Source organism: Chitinophaga sp. CC14 (genome assembly GCF_048957795.1).
In the GTDB taxonomy this organism is placed as follows: domain Bacteria; phylum Bacteroidota; class Bacteroidia; order Chitinophagales; family Chitinophagaceae; genus Chitinophaga; species Chitinophaga ginsengisegetis.
Map to the genome: position 1 here is coordinate 2400364 of NZ_JARBFY010000005.1, position 19795 is coordinate 2420158.

Consider the following 19795-nt stretch of genomic DNA (forward strand, 5'->3'; position numbering starts at 1 on the left):
TTATGATTTTTCAAACCCGGGATCCGGTATTGCTACCGGAGCCCTGATTCAGAAATACTATAATTTTTTACCGTTTTTTCTGCTAATGATCAGCTTATCAGAACTCTTATGCGGTTTTCTGGTTTTCAGACCTTTCGCATATTTACCAGTTCTTGATCTTGGATGGCCTCCGGAAGATTTACCTTCACCACCACCCATCGGGTGATCCACAGGGTTCATAGCCACACCACGGTTGCGGGGGCGGATACCTCTCCAACGGTTAGCACCTGCTTTACCGATGGATTGCAGTGCGTGGTCGGAGTTAGAAACAGTACCTACGGTTGCTTTACAAGTATTTAATACTTTGCGGAGCTCGCCGGAAGGCATTTTCAGTACGGCATATTTTTCTTCCTTGTTGGACAGCTGTGCGTAAGCGCCGGCGCTTCTTGCGATAGCACCACCTTTACCAGGCTGCAGCTCGATGTTGTGCACAACAGTACCCAGCGGCATGTTTTTCAGTGGCAAAGCGTTACCTACTTCAGGAGCTACGTCGGAGCCGCTTATAACGGTACCACCAACCTGTAAGCCCTGTGGAGCAATGATGTAACGTTTCTCACCGTCAGCATAGTTTACCAGTGCGATGAATGCGCTACGGTTAGGATCATATTCGATCGTTTTAACTGTAGCAGGTACATTCTCTTTATCACGTTTGAAATCAATTACACGGTATTGTTTCTTGTGACCACCACCTATGTAGCGCATAGACATTCTACCTTGCGCATTTCTACCGCCGGTCCTTTTGATGGGCTCCAGCAGGCTTTTCTCAGGGGTATCCGATGTCAGCTCAGCGTAAGCGTTGCCTATTTTCCAGCGGGTACCGGCCGTCATTGGTTTGAACTTCTTCAGTGCCATTACTTCCTAAAAAGTTAAATGTTGTTATTAAATATAAATAGTGATCTGTATATACATCCACATCCCGGCTGTTCAGGCCGGAACGGCACTACATGTTAGCATACAGATCTATAGTTTCACCACTTGCAACGGTAATGATCGCCTTTTTGTAAGACGGTTTTTTACCTGCGATGAAACCGGCTTTAGTAAAGCGGAATTTAGCTTTACCTGGCATTACAGCAGTATTTACTTCTGCTACGGTTACACCGTAAAACTCTTCCACTGCTTTCTTGATCTCCAGTTTGTTGGCTTTTTTGTCAACAATGAAGTAGTAGCGGTTGAATTTTTCGGTTGCTTTGTTAACCTTTTCGGATACCACCGGTTTGATTAAAACGTCAGAAAGTTTCATCTTCTTTATAGCATTAAGCTGTTGGCGTTGGCCGCGAGCTGTTATTTAATTGGTTTTGACATCCTATGCTTCCGCTTCTGCAGGCTCTTCAGTGAAGATCTTTGCAGCGCTTTCAGTGAACACGATATAGTTGCTGTTCATGATGTCGTAAGTGTTTACGTCGCTCAGTACAGTACCGTCTACAGTAGGAATGTTTCTTAAAGACAGGTAAACATTGTCATTGTATTCAGGCGTGATGAACATAGTCTTTCTGCCTTCAACATTGATGTTCAGATTCTTCAGGAAACCAACGAATTGTTTGGTTTTTGGTGTTTCGAGCTGCAGATCTTCAACAATGATGATGCTGTTTTCTTTAGCTTTCACTGACAGGGCAGAGATCTTTGCGAGATCTTTTACTTTTCTGTTCAGTTTGAAACCCCAACCGTGTGGTTTTGGTCCGAAGATGGTACCACCACCTTTATACAATGGGTTACGGATGTTACCTTTACGGGCGCCACCGGTACCTTTTTGTTTGTGCAGTTTACGGGAAGCACCTTGTACTTCAGCTCTGGTTTTTACCTTGTGGGTACCCTGACGCTGAGCAGCGAGGTATTGTTTAACAGCCAGGTAGATTACGTGGTTGTTAGGCTCAACACCAAAGATCTCCTCAGGAAGTTCAATAGTCCTTCCGGTTTTCTTACCTTCTATATTTAAAATATCGATTTGCATGTTACTTCTGGATTAAAACGATTGAACCAATGTGGCCGGGAACGGAACCACTTACCAGGATATAATTCTTTTCAGGGAATATTTTCACGATCTTCAGACCTTTCACTTTCACTCTTTCGTTACCTGTTTGGCCGGCCATACGCATACCCTTGAATACGCGGGAAGGATAAGAGGATCCACCAACAGAACCAGGAGCCCTGCTTCTATCGTGCTGACCGTGGGTAGCTTCACCCACACCACTGAATCCGTGGCGTTTTACAACACCCTGGAAACCTTTACCTTTGGAAGTGCCTACAACGTCAATTGTTTCACCTTCTGCGAAGATTTCGCAGGTGATAGATTCACCGAGGGCTTTCTGTACGTCCGGGTTGCGGAGTTCTTTTACAAAACGTTTGGGAGAGGTGCTTGCTTTCGCGAAGTGACTGCTTTCTGCTTTAGTGGTGTGTTTTTCTTTCTTCTCACCGAAAGAAACCTGAATTGCATTGTAACCATCTGACTCCAGGGTTTTTACCTGAGTTACAACGTTGGGACCCGCTTCGATAATGGTAACAGCAGTTTGCTTACCATTAGACTCGAAGATACTGGTCATACCAATCTTTTTGCCAATAATACCTTTCATTTTTTATATGATTTTACCCAGCGCCTGGGGGATTTCGTGCTATCCCCAGGATGGGCGGTTTAAATACATTTATTGGGCGGCCGCCCAGAAGGCGCGACCTATGTTTGCTTGTTAAAATTGTTATCTTGCTGGTAACCAACAAGATAACCATAAATCAATAAAAGGCCGGCCTTTCGCCCGCCTTGCTGTTGTCCTATGCTTTAATTTCAACTTCTACTCCGGAAGGCAGATCGAGCTTGCTCAGCGCGTCTACAGTTCTGGAAGAAGACGTGTAAATATCCAGTAAACGTTTGTGTGTACACAGTTGGAACTGCTCGCGCGCTTTCTTATTTACGTGCGGAGAACGTAATACTGTAAATATTTTCTTCTCGGTAGGTAAAGGAATTGGACCTGTTACCACGGCACCCGTGTTACGCACGGTTTTAACGATCTTCTCAGCAGACTTGTCTACCAGGTTATGATCGTAGGACTTCAGCTTGATTCTTATTCTCTGAGACATATGCAATGAACTTCTTCTTGTTTTTTCCCAATACAATTTGGGAGGGCAAAGGTAACCCGTTTTTTCTATTTGGCAAATAATTCTCAGGAAAAAATAAAAGAAACCGGGCAAGGGGCTGGCTCCGGCGGCGAAAGAGGTGCGGTAAAAATGATATTATCCGGTGATTAAGGCTTCAGAAATCATTCATTGTGTGTACGTTAAGCCTTAAGGTAACTTCACATGCTCGTTTTGACAAATATAGGAAAACATATTTCAAAACCAAAAAAAGGAGAATTTCTTTACAATTTTTTTTCCGGGAGATGGAAGAATAAGCAGATTCCCCTCCGAACAGAAGCGGAAACCAGGAAGATCCCGGACTGCTGTATTTTCTCCTGAAAGCAGGTAAAAAAGTATAATGGCAGAGTATGCTAAAAGCACCTGAGTGTATAGGGAGTGTATGGGGAGTGTATCATGAGTGTATGGGGAGTGTATAGGGAGTGTATGGAAACTGTATAGGGAATGTATAGGAACTATATAGGGAGTACAACACATACACGAGTCCTAAGTACCCGGTAAGTATGGGAGAAGTATCTGAGAAGTATGGGAGAAGTATTAAGAAGGGACAAAGAGAAAGGGTTGTTCCCGCTTACCTGGAACAACCCCTTTCCGAATAATTAAAGTGGTTTGATGATCTGTTGGTCAAACGATCCAACAACCCTTAGAGTGGTAAACCACCTAATAATGACTTAACTAATCCTAAGATTAATGCCAGCAGTTGATTCAGTAAATCCATGGAAAAAGGTTTTTATAAGATATTGCCTACTCTATTACCTGGTTTTCGGCGATGCCCAGTTGTTATTCAGTTAACACGTCTAAATTAAAAGCTATCATTCAATATCCGGTCGTTCATTTTATTCATTCCAATCGAATGAGTTTAACATGTTCATTCAGCCACCATAGCTGATTCAGGCGGATACCGGTGATAAAAAAAGAGGCTGTTCTGATATTGAACAGCCTCCCGGATGATGTGCGTAAGGGAAATAGTATCATTAAAGACGGAATAATCCCTTACCGAAAGGAGTCCTAATTACAGGCCACCCAGCAGAGATTTCAGCAGTGCAACCAACGTTGCCAGCAGTTGAGTCAGTAAATCCATAAGATAGTTTTTACTACGGGTGACACCTACTCTTTTTATTTGGTTTTCGGCAATCCCAGGTACACTTATTTTTTAAGTGTCCGCCGAAATTAATGGCTATTCACAGAAATCCGTTCGTTCATTTTGTTCAGTTCGGCATCCTGATATAATACTGTTCAATAAGCCATCATGGCCAGTTTATATTAAATGAAAAAGCCCCGGTAAATAATACCAGGGCTTTTTCATTCAGAAGTTGTTTAATCAGCTCAATATTGAAGCGTGATCAGGGAATTACCGGCAGCAGGCGTTGTACTTTCATTATCAGCACCCCAAAAATGCAGGTACTTTCATGTTTACGAACCTCAGCCGGGGTTAGTATTAAACTAACAATACAGGTTAAATGCCGCTAATTGCAGACTCCAGCAGCGCCAGCAATCCCGTCAGGAATGTGTTTAAAACATCAGGGATCATAAGGTGTTGTTTTCATTTGGGGTCTACTCTTACTTATGGTTTTCGGCAATTCCCATTAGTATCCTTGTGCAACAAGGGTGAAAAAATTACAGTGCGCCAGCAACAGTGCTCAGGAATTTAAGCACTGCCAGGAGAATAGAGTTTACCATATCTGGAGTATTTATGGATGTAAATGCCTACTCTGTTCCGGGTTTTCAGCATCCCCCTGTCTGCACCTTCACAGACAGTTACTAAAATAAATAGTTCCGGTATAAAATCCTCCGTTCAATTAATTCATTTCTGTGTCCGCTGTTCATTTCATTCAGCGCCCATAAATAAAATGATAGGATTCCTTATTACAGCAACGGCGGCAATAATCATTGCCGCCGTTGCTGAAGAGTTTGTATTATATACTAAATTATTTTCCTGTTTCTTCCTTGTAAATCTGTTTAGCCTTTGCTGAAGGCAGGTAAATCTGGAAACCTATACCCAGACTAAGCCGGTTAGCTGTGGTTGAATTACCTCCACCTACAGTAAGGTCATACTTAAACAATCCTTCCAAACCAATATTGGGGGTGATAAAATAGGAAATACCCGGGCCTATACCAACGTTAAAACCATTGGTAGATGCACCGCTCGCAGGGTTTGTACCAGCAAATCCGGCATTTGCCTCCACGAAGAACCGCGTTCTCTTGGAAAATTCCAGTTTCCTGACATTTTTATCTTCCACAAAATAACGGGCAAAAGCGCCAACACCATAGTTAGTATTGGAAGCCCTTGTATCAGTTGTCTTATTTTTTGTGGTATTTGCGCCAAAATCAACATAACCACCAATAGCGAGACCGTCCTTGATAAACCAACCTATCTTTGGTGAAAGATTAAAATTAAAAGCGGTACTCTCCTTTTGAAAAGTAACATTAATATTGGTCAGATCGGCGCCTACCATAATATTTCCTTTCTGAATTTGGGCGTTAGCAGCAGAACCAAACAATACAGCCGCAAGTGCAAGGGTCAAGAGACGAATTCTTTTCATAGTCTGATTTTTAGTTTTAACAATTTTACCTGTTGAATGAATAAGAAATTAGCGGGCAAACGCTTTCCGTTTGCAACTATAGCTGTTGATATCAGCCGTAAGAAAATAAAAAGGCAGGGGGATAATGGGGAAGTAGTCTTACATCGTCAAAACAAACAACATCACAGTTAACAATACTATTACAGCACAAAACTACTGAAAATGAATCTAATAAGTATTCATCTTTCTAAAAAAATCTAAAAAAAACAACATCAGATCCCTTCATATATTCTCTCAACATGAATACTTATCCTTATTTATTATTACTATAACATTTAGAACTTAAATGTTGTTGCATAAAAACGGGAATCATCGGAAAAGAAAAGAGAGATCATCAGCTGCAACCTATCAGGACCGGCCTTCCAGCAGATCGGCATGTGTGCAGAAAATTCCCTGTTGTTGTAAGAAACTAAGGAATCCATCCATTTTCTGCTGCATTCTCTTCCCCGACACACGTTTAATATAACCGGGTAATGCATATGCGTTGATATCACTCAACTCCCAGGGATGGAAATAAAAAGAGAGATAGGAGTCCTTCTTCAGGATCCTTTTACTGAAGTGGCGGGTTATCCACAGCGGCATGTTTTTTACGCTCAGCCAGAACAGGGGATACCTGAGAAAGGGCGACACAGAAGAAGGAATGATCCAGGTGTCCTGTTCTTTGAACACGGTTCTTGGCAGGTGCCGGTTGTTATATCTTCCCGGCAGCCATGTGGGGTTCACAGAGGCATCGTACAGGTAACCGGCGGCTTTCAGCGCCTGCATATTTACTTTGCGGAGACGCGGCATACGGAATCCCTGTACCGGCTGGCCACTGATTTCCTGCAGGGCCAGGCGGGAACCTTCCAGATCGGCCTCTGTAAAGGAGCTATGATAATAAGCGTGAGAAGCTATTTCATGCTTTGCGGCCATTTGCCTGATCAACTCCGGATAGTGTTGCGCCCAGTAAGCGGTAACGAAGAAAGTGGCGCGTACGTTATACTTGTCAAATAAAGCCAGTGTAGCCCGCAACCCGCTCCTGGAAACTTCCAGTTTCTCCTGCAGGGTTACCTGCTGGCCGAATTCTTCGGGGATATCAAATTCTTCCACGTCTACACTGATCAGTATCCTGTTTCTCTGTTCCATAAAAATTTAAGCAGCGGATGAGCTGAAAATGATCCTGCAATAATTCAGCATTTCTTTCATTAAGAGTTTTACCCTGAAAGATGAAAACTGAATGCCCGGGCGGCAAGATACTGGGACTGCACCAATTTTGAGATGGGGACGTTTGCCTGCATGGTATAAAAACTCGCTGTCGTACAGGAAGCCATCGATGCGGGTATTGAGCAGGATATTCTTTCCATAGGCATTAAAGCCTTTTAAACCAGCCTGGGCGTCTTCTACTTTAAGGTCCAGCACCACCCGGTTCAAGAGGCGGCTGATGCGGGTAATCACGCGGCGTTTACGGGGTAATTCACGAAGATAGGCTTCGCCCCTTTCCCCCGCTACCACATCCAGGCCCTGCAGGAGACGGTCGTATGTTTCTTTAACAGCTGATACGCCAAAGGGGAAATCCAGGTCGGTATACACCTGGAAAGCATGTTGGGAGCGCTTTACTCCTTCCCTCACCGCATATCCTTTACCACGGTTACGGGAATAGCTGATGATAATGATATCCGGAATAGCTGCCTCCAGCCAGCTGATATGCTGACGGGTAAAGTTCTTCACGGAGCCGTCGTTGACCAGGATAAGCTGAACGGGCGCCGTCCCCATAAGGGCTGTTATTTCGTGGTAATGCCTGATAAGTGATTCCACCCAGGGCCCGGATGGGTTCCAGCAGGGCAGAATCAAATCCAGACCGGGAGTTAATGTAACCATTTCTCCCGTTGTATGTACCACAGTTGTAGGAGGTGCTTGTAATAACTCTAATGACATAATTCAAAGGCTATCAGTAAATAATACCGGTTGAGATGGTTTTATGTGCTACTTATACCTATGACGTGGAAAGGGAAGCCTCCCCCTATCACGGGAGGTAAATAATAAAAAAAGGTCCTGTAAAACAGGACCCCTGGCAGTTAGCAAAAAGTAAATTGCAGTTGTAGGTTATTACTATTGTAAAATATCGAATATTCTTTTCATGGCAATAGCATGTTCATGTCAGTTAGTGCCATAAAAAGCGGAAAGGTTGTTCCGCTTTGGCAGAACAACCTTTCCGGTATAATTAAGAAGCTATGATTAAGCGTTTACTTTGCCTTTCACTTTAGCTACCACTTCTTCAGCTACGTTGTTCGGAGCCGGAGCGTAGTGGGAGAATTCCATGATAGAGCTTGCGCGGCCGGAAGACAGGGAACGCAGCTGGGTTACGTAACCGAACATTTCGCTCAGCGGAACTTTTGCTTTGATTACCTGAACACCGTTTTTGGAGTCCATACCTTCCAGCATACCACGACGACGGTTCAGGTCACCTGTAACATCACCCATGTATTGGTCCGGAGTAAGTACTTCCACTTTCATGATTGGCTCCAGCAATACTGGTTTAGCTTTGCGGGCAGCTTCACGGAAAGCTTGTTTGGCGCACAATTCAAATGACATCGCATCAGAATCCACCTGGTGGTAAGAACCGTCGAACAGACGAACTCTCAGGTTCACCAGCGGGAAGTTTGCGAGCACACCCTGGTTGAGGGACTGTTCGAAACCTTTCTGTACTGCAGGGATGAATTCCTTAGGGATAGCACCACCAAAGATATCATTTACGAACTGGAAGGCTTTACCTTCATTTTCTTTCAGCCATTCTGCATCTGCAGGTCCGATTTCGATCTGGATATCCGCAAACTTACCACGACCACCGGTTTGTTTCTTGAATACCTCACGGTGTTCAACTTTGGTAGTCAGTGCTTCTTTGTAAGCAACTTGCGGCGCACCCTGGTTAACTTCTACCTTGAATTCGCGACGCATACGGTCAACGATGATTTCGAGGTGAAGCTCACCCATACCGGAGAGGATAGTCTGACCGGTTTCTTCGTCAGTTTTAGCTCTCAGGGTAGGATCTTCTTCTACCAGTTTAGAGATAGCCAGACCCATTTTATCAACGTCTGCCTGAGTTTTAGGCTCGATGGCGATGTGGATAACCGGTTCAGGGAAGGTCATAGATTCCAGGATAATCGGTGCTTTTTCGTCGCACAGGGTATCACCGGTTTTGATATCTTTAAAACCAACAGCAGCTCCGATATCACCAGCTTCGATGAAATCGATCGGGTTCTGCTTGTTAGCGTGCATCTGCATGATACGGCTGATACGTTCGTTTCTGCCGGTACGGGTATTGAGTACATAAGAACCCGCATCCAGGTGACCGGAATAAACCCGGAAGAACGCCAGACGACCTACGAAAGGATCGGTTGCGATTTTGAATGCCAGTGCAGACAGCGGAGCTTTTGCATCTGGTTTACGTTCAACTTCTTCACCAGTGTCAGGATTGGTACCTTTTACTGCTTCAACATCCAGTGGGGAAGGCAGGTAACGGCAAACCGCATCCAGCATCTTCTGCACACCTTTGTTTTTGAAAGAGGAACCGCACATCATCGGGATGATAGCGATATCGATAGTAGCCTTACGGATAGCTTCGTGGATTTCGTCTTCAGAAATTGAATTCGGATCTTCGAAGAATTTCTCCATCAGGGTGTCATCGTATTCAGCAACTGCTTCTACGAGTTTAGCTCTCCACTCTTCAGCTTCAGCCTGCATATCTTCCGGAATAGGAATTTCCTGGTAGGTAGCACCTTTACCTTCTTCGTCCCAGATAATACCTTTCATGGTAATCAGATCTACCACACCTTTGAAGGTGTCTTCAGCTCCGATTGGCAAAGTTAAAGGTACGGGGTTAGCACCCAGCATTTCTTTAACCTGTTTAACCACGTTCAGGAAGTCTGCGCCGGAACGGTCCATTTTATTAACGAAACCGATACGGGGTACGCGGTAGCGGTTAGCCTGGCGCCAAACGGTTTCAGACTGAGGTTCAACACCGGATACAGCGCAGAACAATGCCACCAGACCATCCAGTACACGGAGGGAACGCTCTACCTCTACGGTAAAGTCCACGTGGCCCGGGGTATCGATGATATTGAATTTATATTGTTTGGTATCAGGTAAGGCTTTACCTTGTAAGGTTGGAAAATTCCAGAAACAAGTGGTTGCCGCAGATGTGATGGTAATACCTCTTTCCTGCTCCTGTGCCATCCAGTCCATTGTAGCAGCACCCTCGTGCACTTCTCCAATTTTGTGGGATTTACCTGTATAATACAGGATACGTTCTGTGGTAGTGGTTTTACCCGCATCGATGTGCGCCGCAATACCAAAGTTCCTTTGAAATTTTAAGTCTGCCATAATATTAAAGTGACTAAATAATGCAATTTGGGGGGCAAAGGTAACTTATTTTTGACAATAAATAAAATGACCTTCTTTTCCAAATTGTTATTTCTTTTTAACAAGCGCAGGCGTTATTCACATTAAATTTAATAACGATAAATAGTTCCGCGAAAACCAGTTTTTAGACGGTAGCGACCACTTGTTTATCAAATCCCACCAAAAAAGAAATCAACGTTTTCCGGATGCCATAATTCTGTCATATTCGCAGTAAGTTATAAAACCGGATATACCCTGAAGAAGAATGCTAAATAAAACAGCCCAAAAGTAAGAATTGAAAGATCGGTTTTCCCCTAAATTGAAAAACAATATGAAGTAAAAATTACTCAACGCGCTTGTATAACAGGCTGATACCTTATTTACTATTGTACCCCTCCCTGTCCCGGCGCTGTAGCGGTTCCCGAACACTTATTTACTTATAACCATACATAATATGAGAACAATTGTACTCAGATGCACACATGCGCTGTTGCTGCTGGTGTGTGCCTGCATTTCATCCTCCGGCCAGGTAGCGCTTAAACGACAGGTAGTTGCCAGTACAGGTGGTTCCGCCGTAATCCAGAACATCCTGTTCCAGTATACCGTGGGAGAACCCATTATTTTACCTATCACGGATGGCAGGGTGTTGCTCACACAGGGATTCCAGCAACCCGAAGATTTTACAAAGCTGACACCCGGCGTAAACCCGGTAAAGAGCTACATACTGTTCCCCAATCCTGCTATTACCAATACCAGAATTGTATTTGACCTGCTGTCGAAAGTGAGTGTAACGCTCGAACTGATCAACCCCGCAGGCCAGGTAATACATCATCAGTTCCTGGAAATGGGTCCGGGTAAAAGCACACTGGTATTACCTGTGAACCATTTTGCCGCAGGTATTTACACCGTTATGCTGAATGTAAGCGGGAATGTATTCTTTGAGAAACTCATTGTGCAATAACACTACACAATCACCCTTTAACCAGATGACATCATGAAATACGGTTATACAATTATACTTCTTGCAGGTATACTGACAACCAGTATGCAGCTGTTGGCACAAAAAACCACCCAGAAACCTCCGAATATCGGCGCCAGCTTTCTGCTGGTAAACCCCGACGCCAGGAGCAGCGGTACCGGGGACGCCGCCATCGGCCTGTCGCCGGATGCCAATTCCCTGTTTTCAAACGCCGCCAAAATAGTGTTTGCCGGCGACTGGGGCGTGAGCGCCAACTACTCCCCCTGGATGTGGGAGCTGAACAACAATAAGTCCAATATGGCTTATGTATCCGGCTACAAAACATGGAACGGAACAGAAGGCGTAGGGCTTTCCATGAAGTACTTCAACTATGGCTCCGTTACTTTCCGGGATGATAACGGAACCGTGCTGCAGGACTACAACCCCAAAGAATTTGCGATAGATGGCGCTTATGCCAGGAAGCTGGGAAACCATACATCGCTGGCACTCAGCATCCGGTATGTACGCAGCCAGCTGGGACAGGGTTCCTACAATAATATTCAGCAGAAACCCGCATCGGCAGTTGCAGGCGACATTGCCTATTACTACCAGAACAGTGTAGACAAACTGGATTTCGGCAACCGCTACTGCTTTGGTGTAAGTATCACCAACATCGGCACGAAGCTGCAATACTCAGATGATAACAACAGGAAGAGTTTTCTGCCAATGAACCTTCGTATCGGTGGCGGCTATACGTTTGTACATACACACGAACATGAATTTACCCTTTCCGTAGACATCAACAAATTACTGGTACCCACTCCCCCGCTGTATGCCCTGGATTCCAATGGCATGGAAACAAGCCAGATCCTGAAAGGAAAAGACCCTGACCGTGGCGTAGTGGAAGCGATGTTCTCTTCCTTTGGCGACGCACCTGACGGCTTCCATGAAGAGTTACGGGAATTCACTATCGGATCCGGTATTGAATACGCTTACAGGCAGGCATTTTTTGTACGCGCCGGGTATTTCTACGAGCATCCGAATAAAGGCTACCGGCAACATTTTTCAGCAGGACTGGGCGTACGCGTATCAAATCTTGCGCTGGATATCGCCTATCAGCTTCCTACCGGGGAAAGTTTAATACAGAAAAGAACCCTGAAGTTCTCGCTGGTCTATAACATAGGCGGCACGCGGGACGAAGCAATTCAGCAACCATAATTCATCTACTAAAATATCCAACATGAAAAGCGAATCTATAACACCCAATAATATGAAATCACTGCTCATACTTGCATTTCTTTTGTTTGCCGGATTCATGCCCGGTGTTTTTGCACAGGAATCCGTAAAGCCGGATAACACTGGCGGTAATACCGGTAAAGTGAGGGACCAGCTTTTCCCTACTTTTAAGAAAGATCTTGCTGATCTGAACCAAAGATCGACTTTGCCGCCGGCAGATCGGGCGGTAGTTTCAAAAGACACTAAATCCCGTCTTTTTACCAACTACCAGCCGCAACGCCCTAATGCTGCACCCAAACTCCGTGCTTCCAAAACCAAACCTCTCCCTTCCGATAGCGCTGCAGTTGCAGCACCGGGTAACCAGGCCAGTAAAGCAGTTGTACCTATACCCAGCCAGGACGGCGGAACATCACCTAAAAAAAATTAAGCGCATCGTAAACTATCACAAAAATGACTATTATGAAAAAGATATGCTACCTGACCTTTCTCCTGTTGACGGTATCATTTCATATTGTATGGGCTCAAAGCGGATTAACCGGAACCAACTACCAGGCGGTAGCCCGCAATACAAATGGGACAGTACTCAGCAACCAGGCCTTAACGGTGCGTTTTTCTATTTTGGGAGGTTCTGCAGCAGGACCTGTACAATACCAGGAAACACATAGTACTTCCACCAATACCGTGGGATTATTCACTTTACAGATCGGTAAAGGAACTCCCTTAACAGGCACGTACAGCGGTGTTCCCTGGGCGAATGCCAATCAGTATTTAAAAGTTGAAATATCAATAAACGGCGGCAACTTCAGTGAGCTGGGTACTTCCCAGTTAATGAGTGTGCCGTACGCGCTGTTTGCAGCCAATGGCACTCCCGGTCCGGCCGGACCAGCGGGTGCTACCGGTCCGCAAGGCGCGAAGGGTGATCCCGGCGTAGCAGGACCTGTTGGTCCCGTTGGACCGATAGGCCCTGCAGGAGCGGTAGGCCCGCAGGGAGCCAAAGGTGATCCCGGTGTGGCTGGTCCGGTTGGTCCCGTTGGTCCCGCTGGAGCGGTAGGCCCACAGGGAGCAAAAGGCGATCCCGGCGTAGCTGGTCCGGTTGGTCCCGTTGGACCCGCTGGAGCGGTAGGCCCGCAGGGAGCAAAAGGCGATCCCGGTGTAGCTGGCCCGGTTGGTCCCGTTGGACCGGCAGGAGCAGTAGGCCCGCAGGGAAATCCAGGTCCTGTTGGCCCGGTTGGTCCCGTTGGTCCGGCGGGAGCGGTAGGCCCAGCCGGCCCCCAAGGTGACCCCGGCGTTGCAGGCCCACAAGGTATTCAAGGCGTACCCGGTGTAGCCGGACCAGTTGGCCCGATGGGCCCTGCAGGTCCGGTGGGTCCACAGGGTCCTGCCGGCGATATTAACGGCATAGCCGCAGGCGGTGATCTGACCGGTACCTATCCTAACCCACTTATCGGGAATGGAAAGGTAACGCTGGCGAAAATTGCTGCTGGCGTTATTCCTACCACCCTCCCTCCCAACGGCCCTGCCGGAGGAGACCTCTCAGGTACTTATCCCAACCCGGTTGTACAAGCCCTGCAGGGCAAGGCGGTGAGCAATGTAGCGCCTGCGGCAGGACAAATTCTCAAATTTGATGGTGCACAATGGGTAGCAGGCGCCCCTCCCGGAGGTGGTTTAACCCTTCCATTTGTAGCCACAGAAAATAATGCGGCTACACTTTTCAGCATTACCAATGATGGCGACGGTACTTCCCTGGAAGGGGTTAACAATACCACCACCAGCAGTATTGCTGCTGTCAGGGGCATTGTTTCTTCCGCCTCTCCGGGTGGATTTTCCAGCGGGGTAAGAGGTATCAATAATGGCACCGGTGGATTGGGTGTAGGCGTATGGGGTTCCCAGGCTGGTTCAGGCTGGGGCGTGTACGGCGTAACTCCTAATGGACTTGGCGTATATGGCAATAGCAGCGCTAACGGTATCGGCGTATATGCCAACAGTAATACAGGCACCGGGTTAACCGCCACCAGTAATAACGGTATTCCGGCAAGCATCTCCATTTTCAATAATGCCAATAACAATAGCGCTTTAAATGCCAACTCGGTAGGAAATGGTACGGTGGTGAATGTGACTACAAGTGGCAACGGAGCCGGGGTACGAAGCAGCACAGGCGCCGGTTTTGCGGTTCACGGTATCACCAGTGCGCAAACCTCAGCTGGTGTTGTAGGTGATAATAACGGAAATGGTGAGGCAGTTGTTGGAAGAACCACCAGTGACATTGCGGGGGCCGTAGTTGGCCGGAATGATGGCGGTGGTTATGGTGTACGCGGTTTTATTGCGACCAACACCACAGGTACCGCAGTAGGCGTATTGGGCCAGGTAGGTTTAAACAACAGTACCGGAAGAGCCGGACGTTTTGAGAATTTCAATGCCACTAATACCACCGCGAATACGTTGGAAGTGGCATCCAATGGTAATGGTAATATACCGGATAATACACAGGGTAATGCTTCTTCCTTCCTGTTAGACAACACCAATAGTGTGGGCGCTGCTGTAAGGGCTGAGGTAAATACCATTTTTGGCAACTTCGGTGCAGCCGGAGTATTTGGCGTTTCCTCCGGCACCGGTGGACGTGCCGGTTTGTTCTACGCTTCTAACCCGGCTGGTAATGGTGCGTCGCTGATAGCGTTGACAGATGGTAATGGCAATGCCATTACTGCCAATGCCGGCAAAGATGGCAACGGGGTAGAAACCAATATAGACGGAGCAGGTAATGCCCTGTATGCCTGGGTGCCTACTTTTGCCACAGGCAGGGCAGGCAGGTTTGAAATCTTTAATGACAATAATGACAATGAGGTTATTACGGTTAAAACAGTGGGTAACGGTATTGCCGGTAGCTTCAAGGTAGACAGGACAACAGGTACTTCTCCCGCTGTAAAAGGAGAAGTGAATTCCATGTTTGCCAATTTCGGAACAGCGGGAATTTTCGGTCAGTCGTCTGGTACAGGAGGGTACGCGGGATTATTTTATTCTTCCAATCCGGGAGGTAACGGTCCTGCCGTACTAGCGCTTACAGAAGGTAGTGGCAATGGCGTAACTGCCAATGCCGGTGGCAACGGCGATGGTGTTGAAGCTTCCTGCGATGGAGGTGGGAATGCCATTTCCGGCTTTATACCCAACTTCGGAACAGGTAAAGCCGGCAGGTTTGCCAACTTTAATAATGCCAACGGGCAGCCGGTGGTGCACGTTACTACCACAGGTACCGGCAACACCCTGCTTATTAATCATCAGGGACCATCCGGCAGTATTGCAGTATTCCAGAGTGCCAGTGTCAATGTAGCCCGTATTAATAAAGCAGGAAGGGGATTCTTTAACGGCGGTACCCAAGCCAGTGGCGCCGATGTGGCGGAATCATTTGCAGTAGCCGGGGCGCGTATAGCTTACGAAGCCGGGGATGTGCTGGTGATCTCCACCCATACAGACCGGATGGTGGAAAAATCATCTGAGCCCTATTCTACCCTGGTAGCGGGAGTGTTTGCTACTAAACCAGGTTTGTTGTTAACTGAAAAGGATATTGATGCGAATTTAGATGAAGAAGTACCGATGGGTGTGATAGGTGTAATACCTACCAAAGTTTGTAATGAGAATGGCGCTATCCGCCGCGGAGATCTGCTGGTTACTTCCAGCAGGGCCGGTTATGCGATGAAGGCGGATATTGATAAAGTAAAGCCAGGCCAGGTACTTGGCAAGGCACTGCAGGAATTCAGTGGTGCAGAAGGCAAGATCAATGTGCTGGTGAGTGTAAAATAAGCGAGTCTGAAATAACGAAAGGCGGGCATCTATGGATGTCCGCCTTTTTTATGCCGGTATCCCGGGTAAATGCTGTAATACTTAACGCGCGTGTCCGTTTCCGGGTATCAACACAAAAAGGCAAACAGCTCCAAAAGGAACTGTTTGCCAAATATATTGAGTTGCCTGTGAGGGCTATAACTAGATTCTGAAGTGAGAGAAAGCTTTGTTCGCTTCTGCCATACGGTGAGTATCTTCTTTCTTCTTGAACGCTGCGCCTTCACCTTTGCTTGCTGCTACGATTTCGTTTGCGAGCTTATCAGCCATGCTTTTACCGTTTCTTTCGCCGGCGAAGCGTACCAACCATTTGATGCTCAGGGATATCTTTCTGTCCGGACGAACTTCCGCAGGAATCTGGAAGGTAGCACCACCGATACGGCGGCTTCTAACTTCTACACCCGGAGTAACGTTAGCTAATGCTTTTCTCCAAACCTCGTAACCGTTTTCACCGGTCATCGTGCTTACCTTATCCACAGCATCGTAGAAAATTTTATAGGCAATGCTCTTTTTTCCTTGTTCCATTACGTTGTTAACAAAGCGGGTTACCAGCTTGTCATTGAACCGAGGATCCGGAGCCAGAGGCAATTTCTTTGCAGCTTGCTTTCTCATTTATTGAAAATTACGACTATTTATAATTATTATTTTTTAGCCTTTTCCTTTTTAGTACCATATTTGGAACGGCTCTGCTTTCTGTCTTTCACACCTGCAGTATCCAGGGAACCGCGAACGATGTGGTAACGAACACCTGGTAAATCTTTTACCCTTCCACCACGGATCAGTACGATAGAGTGCTCCTGCAAGTTGTGACCTTCACCAGGGATATAGGCAATCACCTCAACTTTGTTGGTTAAACGCACTTTCGCTACTTTACGCAGAGCGGAGTTCGGTTTCTTAGGCGTGGTAGTGTATACACGAGTACAAACGCCACGACGCTGAGGGCAGCTATCTAATGCCCTGGACTTAGACTTAGCCCGGATAATTTCTCTTCCTTTTCTTACTAATTGTTGTATAGTAGGCATTCTTTACCTAGTTTTTTTATGTCGGTTTACAATGACATCCAAATTCCCCACAAAGGGATTTTGGGACGGCAAAGGTAAAACTATATGTGTGAATAACAAAATTGTTTCGAAAATATTTTTGCCGGAATGATCTCCTGGATAAACAGGGAAAGGTCTTATTATTCTGGTAGCAGCTCAGGATTACCAAAAACCGGATTGCAAAGGTATGATATCCGTTAGAAACTACCATAAAAAAATAGGGCCTTTTTATTGGCCCTATTCTCATGACGATAATAATATATAAAACGCTTATTTCTTGTCTATTATGTAATTCCAGTGCCGGATATCGGTGGTGCGGCCGGTACGGATATCATCCAGGCGCTGGATTACTTCCGCCCCTACTTCATATTTGGTCGTATCCAGTTTGATTTTGGTATCCAGGTAATCGAGCTGTTCTACGTAGGCAACACTGGAGGCGGTGCCGGTACCAAATACTTCCCGGAGGGTACCATTATTATAGGCAGTTACCACCTCATCGATGGAAATAGGTCTTTCTTCCACTTTAAGTCCCATGTCTGCCAGCACATCCATTACGCTGGCGCGGGTTACGCCCTCCAGGATGGTGCCCTGGGTGAGATCCGGTGTAATGGCCGTATTGCCGATGATGGCGAAAACGTTCATAGTACCGCATTCCTGCAGGTATTTATGTTCATAGCCATCTACCCAGAGGATCTGGTCGTAGCCCTGTTTCTTTGCCTGCATGGTGGGGTACATGGTACCGCCGTAATTGCCCGCAGCTTTGGCGTAACCAACGCCGCCGGGGAAAGCGCGTACATATTTATCCTGCACCAGTAATTTGATGGGCTTATTAAAATAAGGACCAGAAGGTGAGTTGATGATGGCAAACTTATAGGTATCAGACGGACGGACGCCGATAAATTCATCTGCCGCAATCATAAAGGGACGCAGGTAGAGGGAACAACCCTCACCGGTGGGTACCCAGTTGCGGTCCAGGTCTATCAGTAAATCCAATCCGCCTATAAACAACCACTCCGGTACCTGGGGCATCCCCATTCTTTCGGCAGAGGTGTTAAAGCGTTTATAGTTATCATATGGCCTGAAGATCATGGGATGACCTTCCGGATCTTTATAAGCTTTAATTCCTTCAAAGATGGCCTGCCCGTAGTGCCAGGCTGCATTTGAAGGACTTACAGACAGGTTCTGGAAAGGCAGTATCTCCGCATTTTTCCATTCTTTTCCATCGAAATCGGCCACCAGCATATGGTCGGCATACATTTTACCAAATGCCAGGTTGTTGAAATCAACCTCACTCAGCCTGCTTCGCGTAGTTTTGGTGACTTTGATCTTCTGAAGTGCCTCTTCCTTAACTGTTGATTTATCTACCATCATGGTTAATCGATTTTATCTCAATATTTTTACATTTTAATCGCTGTGCCACCGGAGCCCTATCGGGACCGGCAGTGCAAATAAACTGATTTTTCCCCAGAGGGGGTTTTCACATTAAACTAAACGATAATAAATATGTCGCTTGAGCAAACCCAACTTGATCCGTACTTTCTGGCTAAAATCTTTACCCAGCCAATCATTCCCGGGAAAAGCATGCCGGCTGAGGCCGTAGAAAAAGTGGCGCCCAAAGTCAAATATTTAGGAGAAAATCAAAAAAACATTGCGCTCTTCATACAAAACGAAAACGAAGCGTACTTAAACGAAGAATTATTCAACCTCCTCACTAATATATTAAATGCCTGTAAACTGGGGATGCAGGATGTATCGCTTATCAACGTAATCCACTACCCTTCCCTGGCGTTTCCCGACTGGCAGGCTGCCGTGAAGATAGAACGGAGCGTTGTATTTGGGATTGCACCGGAACAACTTGGGTTAAATGATATTCCATTGTATCAGCTGGTAACTGTAAACGGTACCACGTTATTGTTTTCCGATGAGCTATCCCTGATAGGCAGCGATAAAGTACTGAAAGCCAGGCTATGGGCCGGGTTAAAACAATTATTAGGCATTTAAATAAACTTCTTTTGTAATCATATGAAATTGATATTCGCTACCAATAACCCAAACAAAGTAAAAGAGTTCCGGTCGTTACTCGGTAACCAGTTTGAGATCGTTACCCTGCTGGAAGCCGGCATTGATATAGACATCCCGGAGCCACACGATACCCTGGAAGCCAATGCCACCGAAAAGTCGGCCACCATTCACCGGATGACCGGGGAAAACTGTTTTGCCGAAGATACCGGCCTGGAAATAGCAGCCCTCAACGGCGCACCGGGTGTTTTATCTGCCCGCTACGCCGGGGAGCAGAAAGAAGCTGCCGACAACATCGCCAAAGTATTACAGGAGCTGGAAGGCCAGAACAACCGCAGTGCGCAGTTCCGCACCGTTATTTCCCTGATACTGGATGGGAAGGAACACCAGTTTGAAGGAGTGAGTAAAGGCCATATTACAACATCTGTTAAAGGAGAAAAGGGATTTGGCTACGATCCGATCTTTATTCCGGAAGGCGAAACGCGCGCCTTTGCAGAAATGGATCTCACTGAAAAAAACAGGTACAGTCACCGGGCCCGGGCCTTTGAGAAATTTGTGGCTTTCCTGAAACAAACAGCAAACGTTTAGCATCT

19 protein-coding genes are annotated in these 19795 nt (G+C 46.3%); 7 read left to right on the top strand and 12 right to left on the bottom strand.

Annotation, left to right across the window (positions count from 1 at the left end; translation table 11 throughout):
- Positions 1–57: 57 nt before the first annotated feature.
- The 6 genes from rplB to PV783_RS29310 all read right to left on the bottom strand — a co-directional run bounded on the left by rplB (position 58) and on the right by PV783_RS29310 (position 5702).
- The gene (gene rplB / locus PV783_RS29285) at positions 58–891 is read right to left on the bottom strand and encodes a 50S ribosomal protein L2 (protein WP_079470772.1); all 834 of its coding nucleotides are present in this window, start codon (positions 889–891) and stop codon (positions 58–60) included.
- An 88-nt stretch (positions 892–979) separates the two neighbouring features.
- A complete protein-coding gene (gene rplW, locus PV783_RS29290) occupies positions 980–1279 on the bottom strand; it encodes a 50S ribosomal protein L23 (protein ID WP_079470773.1) in 300 nt (99 codons plus the stop codon).
- A 63-nt stretch (positions 1280–1342) separates the two neighbouring features.
- Positions 1343–1987, bottom strand: a complete 645-nt coding sequence (gene rplD, locus PV783_RS29295; protein WP_079470774.1) for a 50S ribosomal protein L4 — start codon at positions 1985–1987, stop codon at positions 1343–1345.
- A gap of 1 nt (position 1988) precedes the next feature.
- On the bottom strand, positions 1989–2606 hold the full coding sequence (rplC, locus tag PV783_RS29300; protein WP_079470775.1) for a 50S ribosomal protein L3: 618 nt from the start codon (positions 2604–2606) through the stop codon (positions 1989–1991).
- A 193-nt stretch (positions 2607–2799) separates the two neighbouring features.
- A complete protein-coding gene (rpsJ, locus tag PV783_RS29305; RefSeq protein WP_012789286.1) occupies positions 2800–3105 on the bottom strand; it encodes a 30S ribosomal protein S10 in 306 nt (101 codons plus the stop codon).
- Positions 3106–5087: 1982 nt separating this feature from the next.
- On the bottom strand, positions 5088–5702 hold the full coding sequence (locus PV783_RS29310) for an outer membrane beta-barrel protein (protein ID WP_079470776.1): 615 nt from the start codon (positions 5700–5702) through the stop codon (positions 5088–5090).
- A gap of 36 nt (positions 5703–5738) precedes the next feature.
- Between PV783_RS29310 and PV783_RS29315 the strand changes: the two genes are divergently transcribed.
- The gene (locus PV783_RS29315) at positions 5739–5873 is read left to right on the top strand and encodes a hypothetical protein (protein WP_420990523.1); all 135 of its coding nucleotides are present in this window, start codon (positions 5739–5741) and stop codon (positions 5871–5873) included.
- Between the two features lie 216 nt (positions 5874–6089).
- On the opposite strand, the gene PV783_RS29320 is transcribed toward PV783_RS29315, so the two are convergent.
- The 3 genes from PV783_RS29320 to fusA all read right to left on the bottom strand — a co-directional run bounded on the left by PV783_RS29320 (position 6090) and on the right by fusA (position 10100).
- Positions 6090–6866 (bottom strand): polysaccharide deacetylase family protein, encoded by a 777-nt coding sequence (locus PV783_RS29320; protein WP_079470777.1) that lies wholly within the window; start codon positions 6864–6866, stop codon positions 6090–6092.
- A gap of 6 nt (positions 6867–6872) precedes the next feature.
- Positions 6873–7598, bottom strand: a complete 726-nt coding sequence (locus PV783_RS29325) for a glycosyltransferase (protein ID WP_420990524.1) — start codon at positions 7596–7598, stop codon at positions 6873–6875.
- A 357-nt stretch (positions 7599–7955) separates the two neighbouring features.
- A complete protein-coding gene (fusA, locus tag PV783_RS29330; RefSeq protein ID WP_079470779.1) occupies positions 7956–10100 on the bottom strand; it encodes an elongation factor G in 2145 nt (714 codons plus the stop codon).
- Between the two features lie 472 nt (positions 10101–10572).
- Here fusA and PV783_RS29335 point away from each other — a divergent pair, with 472 nt between their 5' ends.
- Genes PV783_RS29335 through PV783_RS29350 form a run of 4 tightly spaced genes read left to right on the top strand, consistent with a single transcriptional unit; the run spans position 10573 to position 16107 of the window.
- The gene (locus PV783_RS29335; RefSeq protein WP_420990525.1) at positions 10573–11079 is read left to right on the top strand and encodes a T9SS type A sorting domain-containing protein; all 507 of its coding nucleotides are present in this window, start codon (positions 10573–10575) and stop codon (positions 11077–11079) included.
- Positions 11080–11112: 33 nt separating this feature from the next.
- Positions 11113–12294, top strand: coding sequence for a type IX secretion system outer membrane channel protein PorV (gene porV, locus PV783_RS29340; RefSeq protein WP_420990526.1), 1182 nt, complete (start codon positions 11113–11115; stop codon positions 12292–12294).
- A gap of 22 nt (positions 12295–12316) precedes the next feature.
- Entirely contained in the window at positions 12317–12739 is a 423-nt protein-coding gene (locus PV783_RS29345; RefSeq protein ID WP_420990527.1) for a hypothetical protein, read from the top strand.
- Positions 12740–12771: 32 nt separating this feature from the next.
- Complete coding sequence (locus PV783_RS29350) at positions 12772–16107, top strand: hypothetical protein (protein WP_420990528.1); 3336 nt, start codon at positions 12772–12774, stop codon at positions 16105–16107.
- 180 nt (positions 16108–16287) lie between these two features.
- Here the strand turns inward: PV783_RS29350 and rpsG are convergent, their stop codons facing one another.
- The 3 genes from rpsG to PV783_RS29365 all read right to left on the bottom strand — a co-directional run bounded on the left by rpsG (position 16288) and on the right by PV783_RS29365 (position 18554).
- Entirely contained in the window at positions 16288–16755 is a 468-nt protein-coding gene (rpsG, locus tag PV783_RS29355) for a 30S ribosomal protein S7 (protein WP_079470783.1), read from the bottom strand.
- Positions 16756–16784: 29 nt separating this feature from the next.
- Positions 16785–17165 (bottom strand): 30S ribosomal protein S12, encoded by a 381-nt coding sequence (gene rpsL, locus PV783_RS29360; RefSeq protein ID WP_012789278.1) that lies wholly within the window; start codon positions 17163–17165, stop codon positions 16785–16787.
- Positions 17166–17453: 288 nt separating this feature from the next.
- The gene (locus PV783_RS29365) at positions 17454–18554 is read right to left on the bottom strand and encodes a branched-chain amino acid aminotransferase (protein WP_227024512.1); all 1101 of its coding nucleotides are present in this window, start codon (positions 18552–18554) and stop codon (positions 17454–17456) included.
- A 132-nt stretch (positions 18555–18686) separates the two neighbouring features.
- Here PV783_RS29365 and PV783_RS29370 point away from each other — a divergent pair, with 132 nt between their 5' ends.
- The gene (locus PV783_RS29370; protein ID WP_336389111.1) at positions 18687–19184 is read left to right on the top strand and encodes a hypothetical protein; all 498 of its coding nucleotides are present in this window, start codon (positions 18687–18689) and stop codon (positions 19182–19184) included.
- A 21-nt stretch (positions 19185–19205) separates the two neighbouring features.
- Entirely contained in the window at positions 19206–19790 is a 585-nt protein-coding gene (rdgB, locus tag PV783_RS29375; RefSeq protein WP_420990529.1) for an RdgB/HAM1 family non-canonical purine NTP pyrophosphatase, read from the top strand.
- Positions 19791–19795 lie beyond the last annotated feature (5 nt).

What these genes read in the sequence shown, in the direction of transcription:
- PV783_RS29315 (WP_420990523.1), top strand. Translation starts at nt 5,739, where the DNA reads ATGAATAAGAAATTAGCGGGCAAACGCTTTCCGTTTGCAACTATAGCT.
- PV783_RS29365 (WP_227024512.1), bottom strand. Translation starts at nt 18,554, where the DNA reads ATGATGGTAGATAAATCAACAGTTAAGGAAGAGGCACTTCAGAAGATC.
- PV783_RS29320 (WP_079470777.1), bottom strand. Translation starts at nt 6,866, where the DNA reads ATGGAACAGAGAAACAGGATACTGATCAGTGTAGACGTGGAAGAATTT.
- PV783_RS29325 (WP_420990524.1), bottom strand. Translation starts at nt 7,598, where the DNA reads ATGGTTACATTAACTCCCGGTCTGGATTTGATTCTGCCCTGCTGGAAC.
- PV783_RS29370 (WP_336389111.1), top strand. Translation starts at nt 18,687, where the DNA reads ATGTCGCTTGAGCAAACCCAACTTGATCCGTACTTTCTGGCTAAAATC.
- rplD (WP_079470774.1), bottom strand. Translation starts at nt 1,987, where the DNA reads ATGCAAATCGATATTTTAAATATAGAAGGTAAGAAAACCGGAAGGACT.
- fusA (WP_079470779.1), bottom strand. Translation starts at nt 10,100, where the DNA reads ATGGCAGACTTAAAATTTCAAAGGAACTTTGGTATTGCGGCGCACATC.
- rpsG (WP_079470783.1), bottom strand. Translation starts at nt 16,755, where the DNA reads ATGAGAAAGCAAGCTGCAAAGAAATTGCCTCTGGCTCCGGATCCTCGG.
- rplC (WP_079470775.1), bottom strand. Translation starts at nt 2,606, where the DNA reads ATGAAAGGTATTATTGGCAAAAAGATTGGTATGACCAGTATCTTCGAG.
- porV (WP_420990526.1), top strand. Translation starts at nt 11,113, where the DNA reads ATGAAATACGGTTATACAATTATACTTCTTGCAGGTATACTGACAACC.
- rdgB (WP_420990529.1), top strand. Translation starts at nt 19,206, where the DNA reads ATGAAATTGATATTCGCTACCAATAACCCAAACAAAGTAAAAGAGTTC.
- PV783_RS29345 (WP_420990527.1), top strand. Translation starts at nt 12,317, where the DNA reads ATGAAAAGCGAATCTATAACACCCAATAATATGAAATCACTGCTCATA.
- PV783_RS29310 (WP_079470776.1), bottom strand. Translation starts at nt 5,702, where the DNA reads ATGAAAAGAATTCGTCTCTTGACCCTTGCACTTGCGGCTGTATTGTTT.
- rplB (WP_079470772.1), bottom strand. Translation starts at nt 891, where the DNA reads ATGGCACTGAAGAAGTTCAAACCAATGACGGCCGGTACCCGCTGGAAA.
- PV783_RS29350 (WP_420990528.1), top strand. Translation starts at nt 12,772, where the DNA reads ATGAAAAAGATATGCTACCTGACCTTTCTCCTGTTGACGGTATCATTT.
- rpsL (WP_012789278.1), bottom strand. Translation starts at nt 17,165, where the DNA reads ATGCCTACTATACAACAATTAGTAAGAAAAGGAAGAGAAATTATCCGG.
- PV783_RS29335 (WP_420990525.1), top strand. Translation starts at nt 10,573, where the DNA reads ATGAGAACAATTGTACTCAGATGCACACATGCGCTGTTGCTGCTGGTG.
- rplW (WP_079470773.1), bottom strand. Translation starts at nt 1,279, where the DNA reads ATGAAACTTTCTGACGTTTTAATCAAACCGGTGGTATCCGAAAAGGTT.
- rpsJ (WP_012789286.1), bottom strand. Translation starts at nt 3,105, where the DNA reads ATGTCTCAGAGAATAAGAATCAAGCTGAAGTCCTACGATCATAACCTG.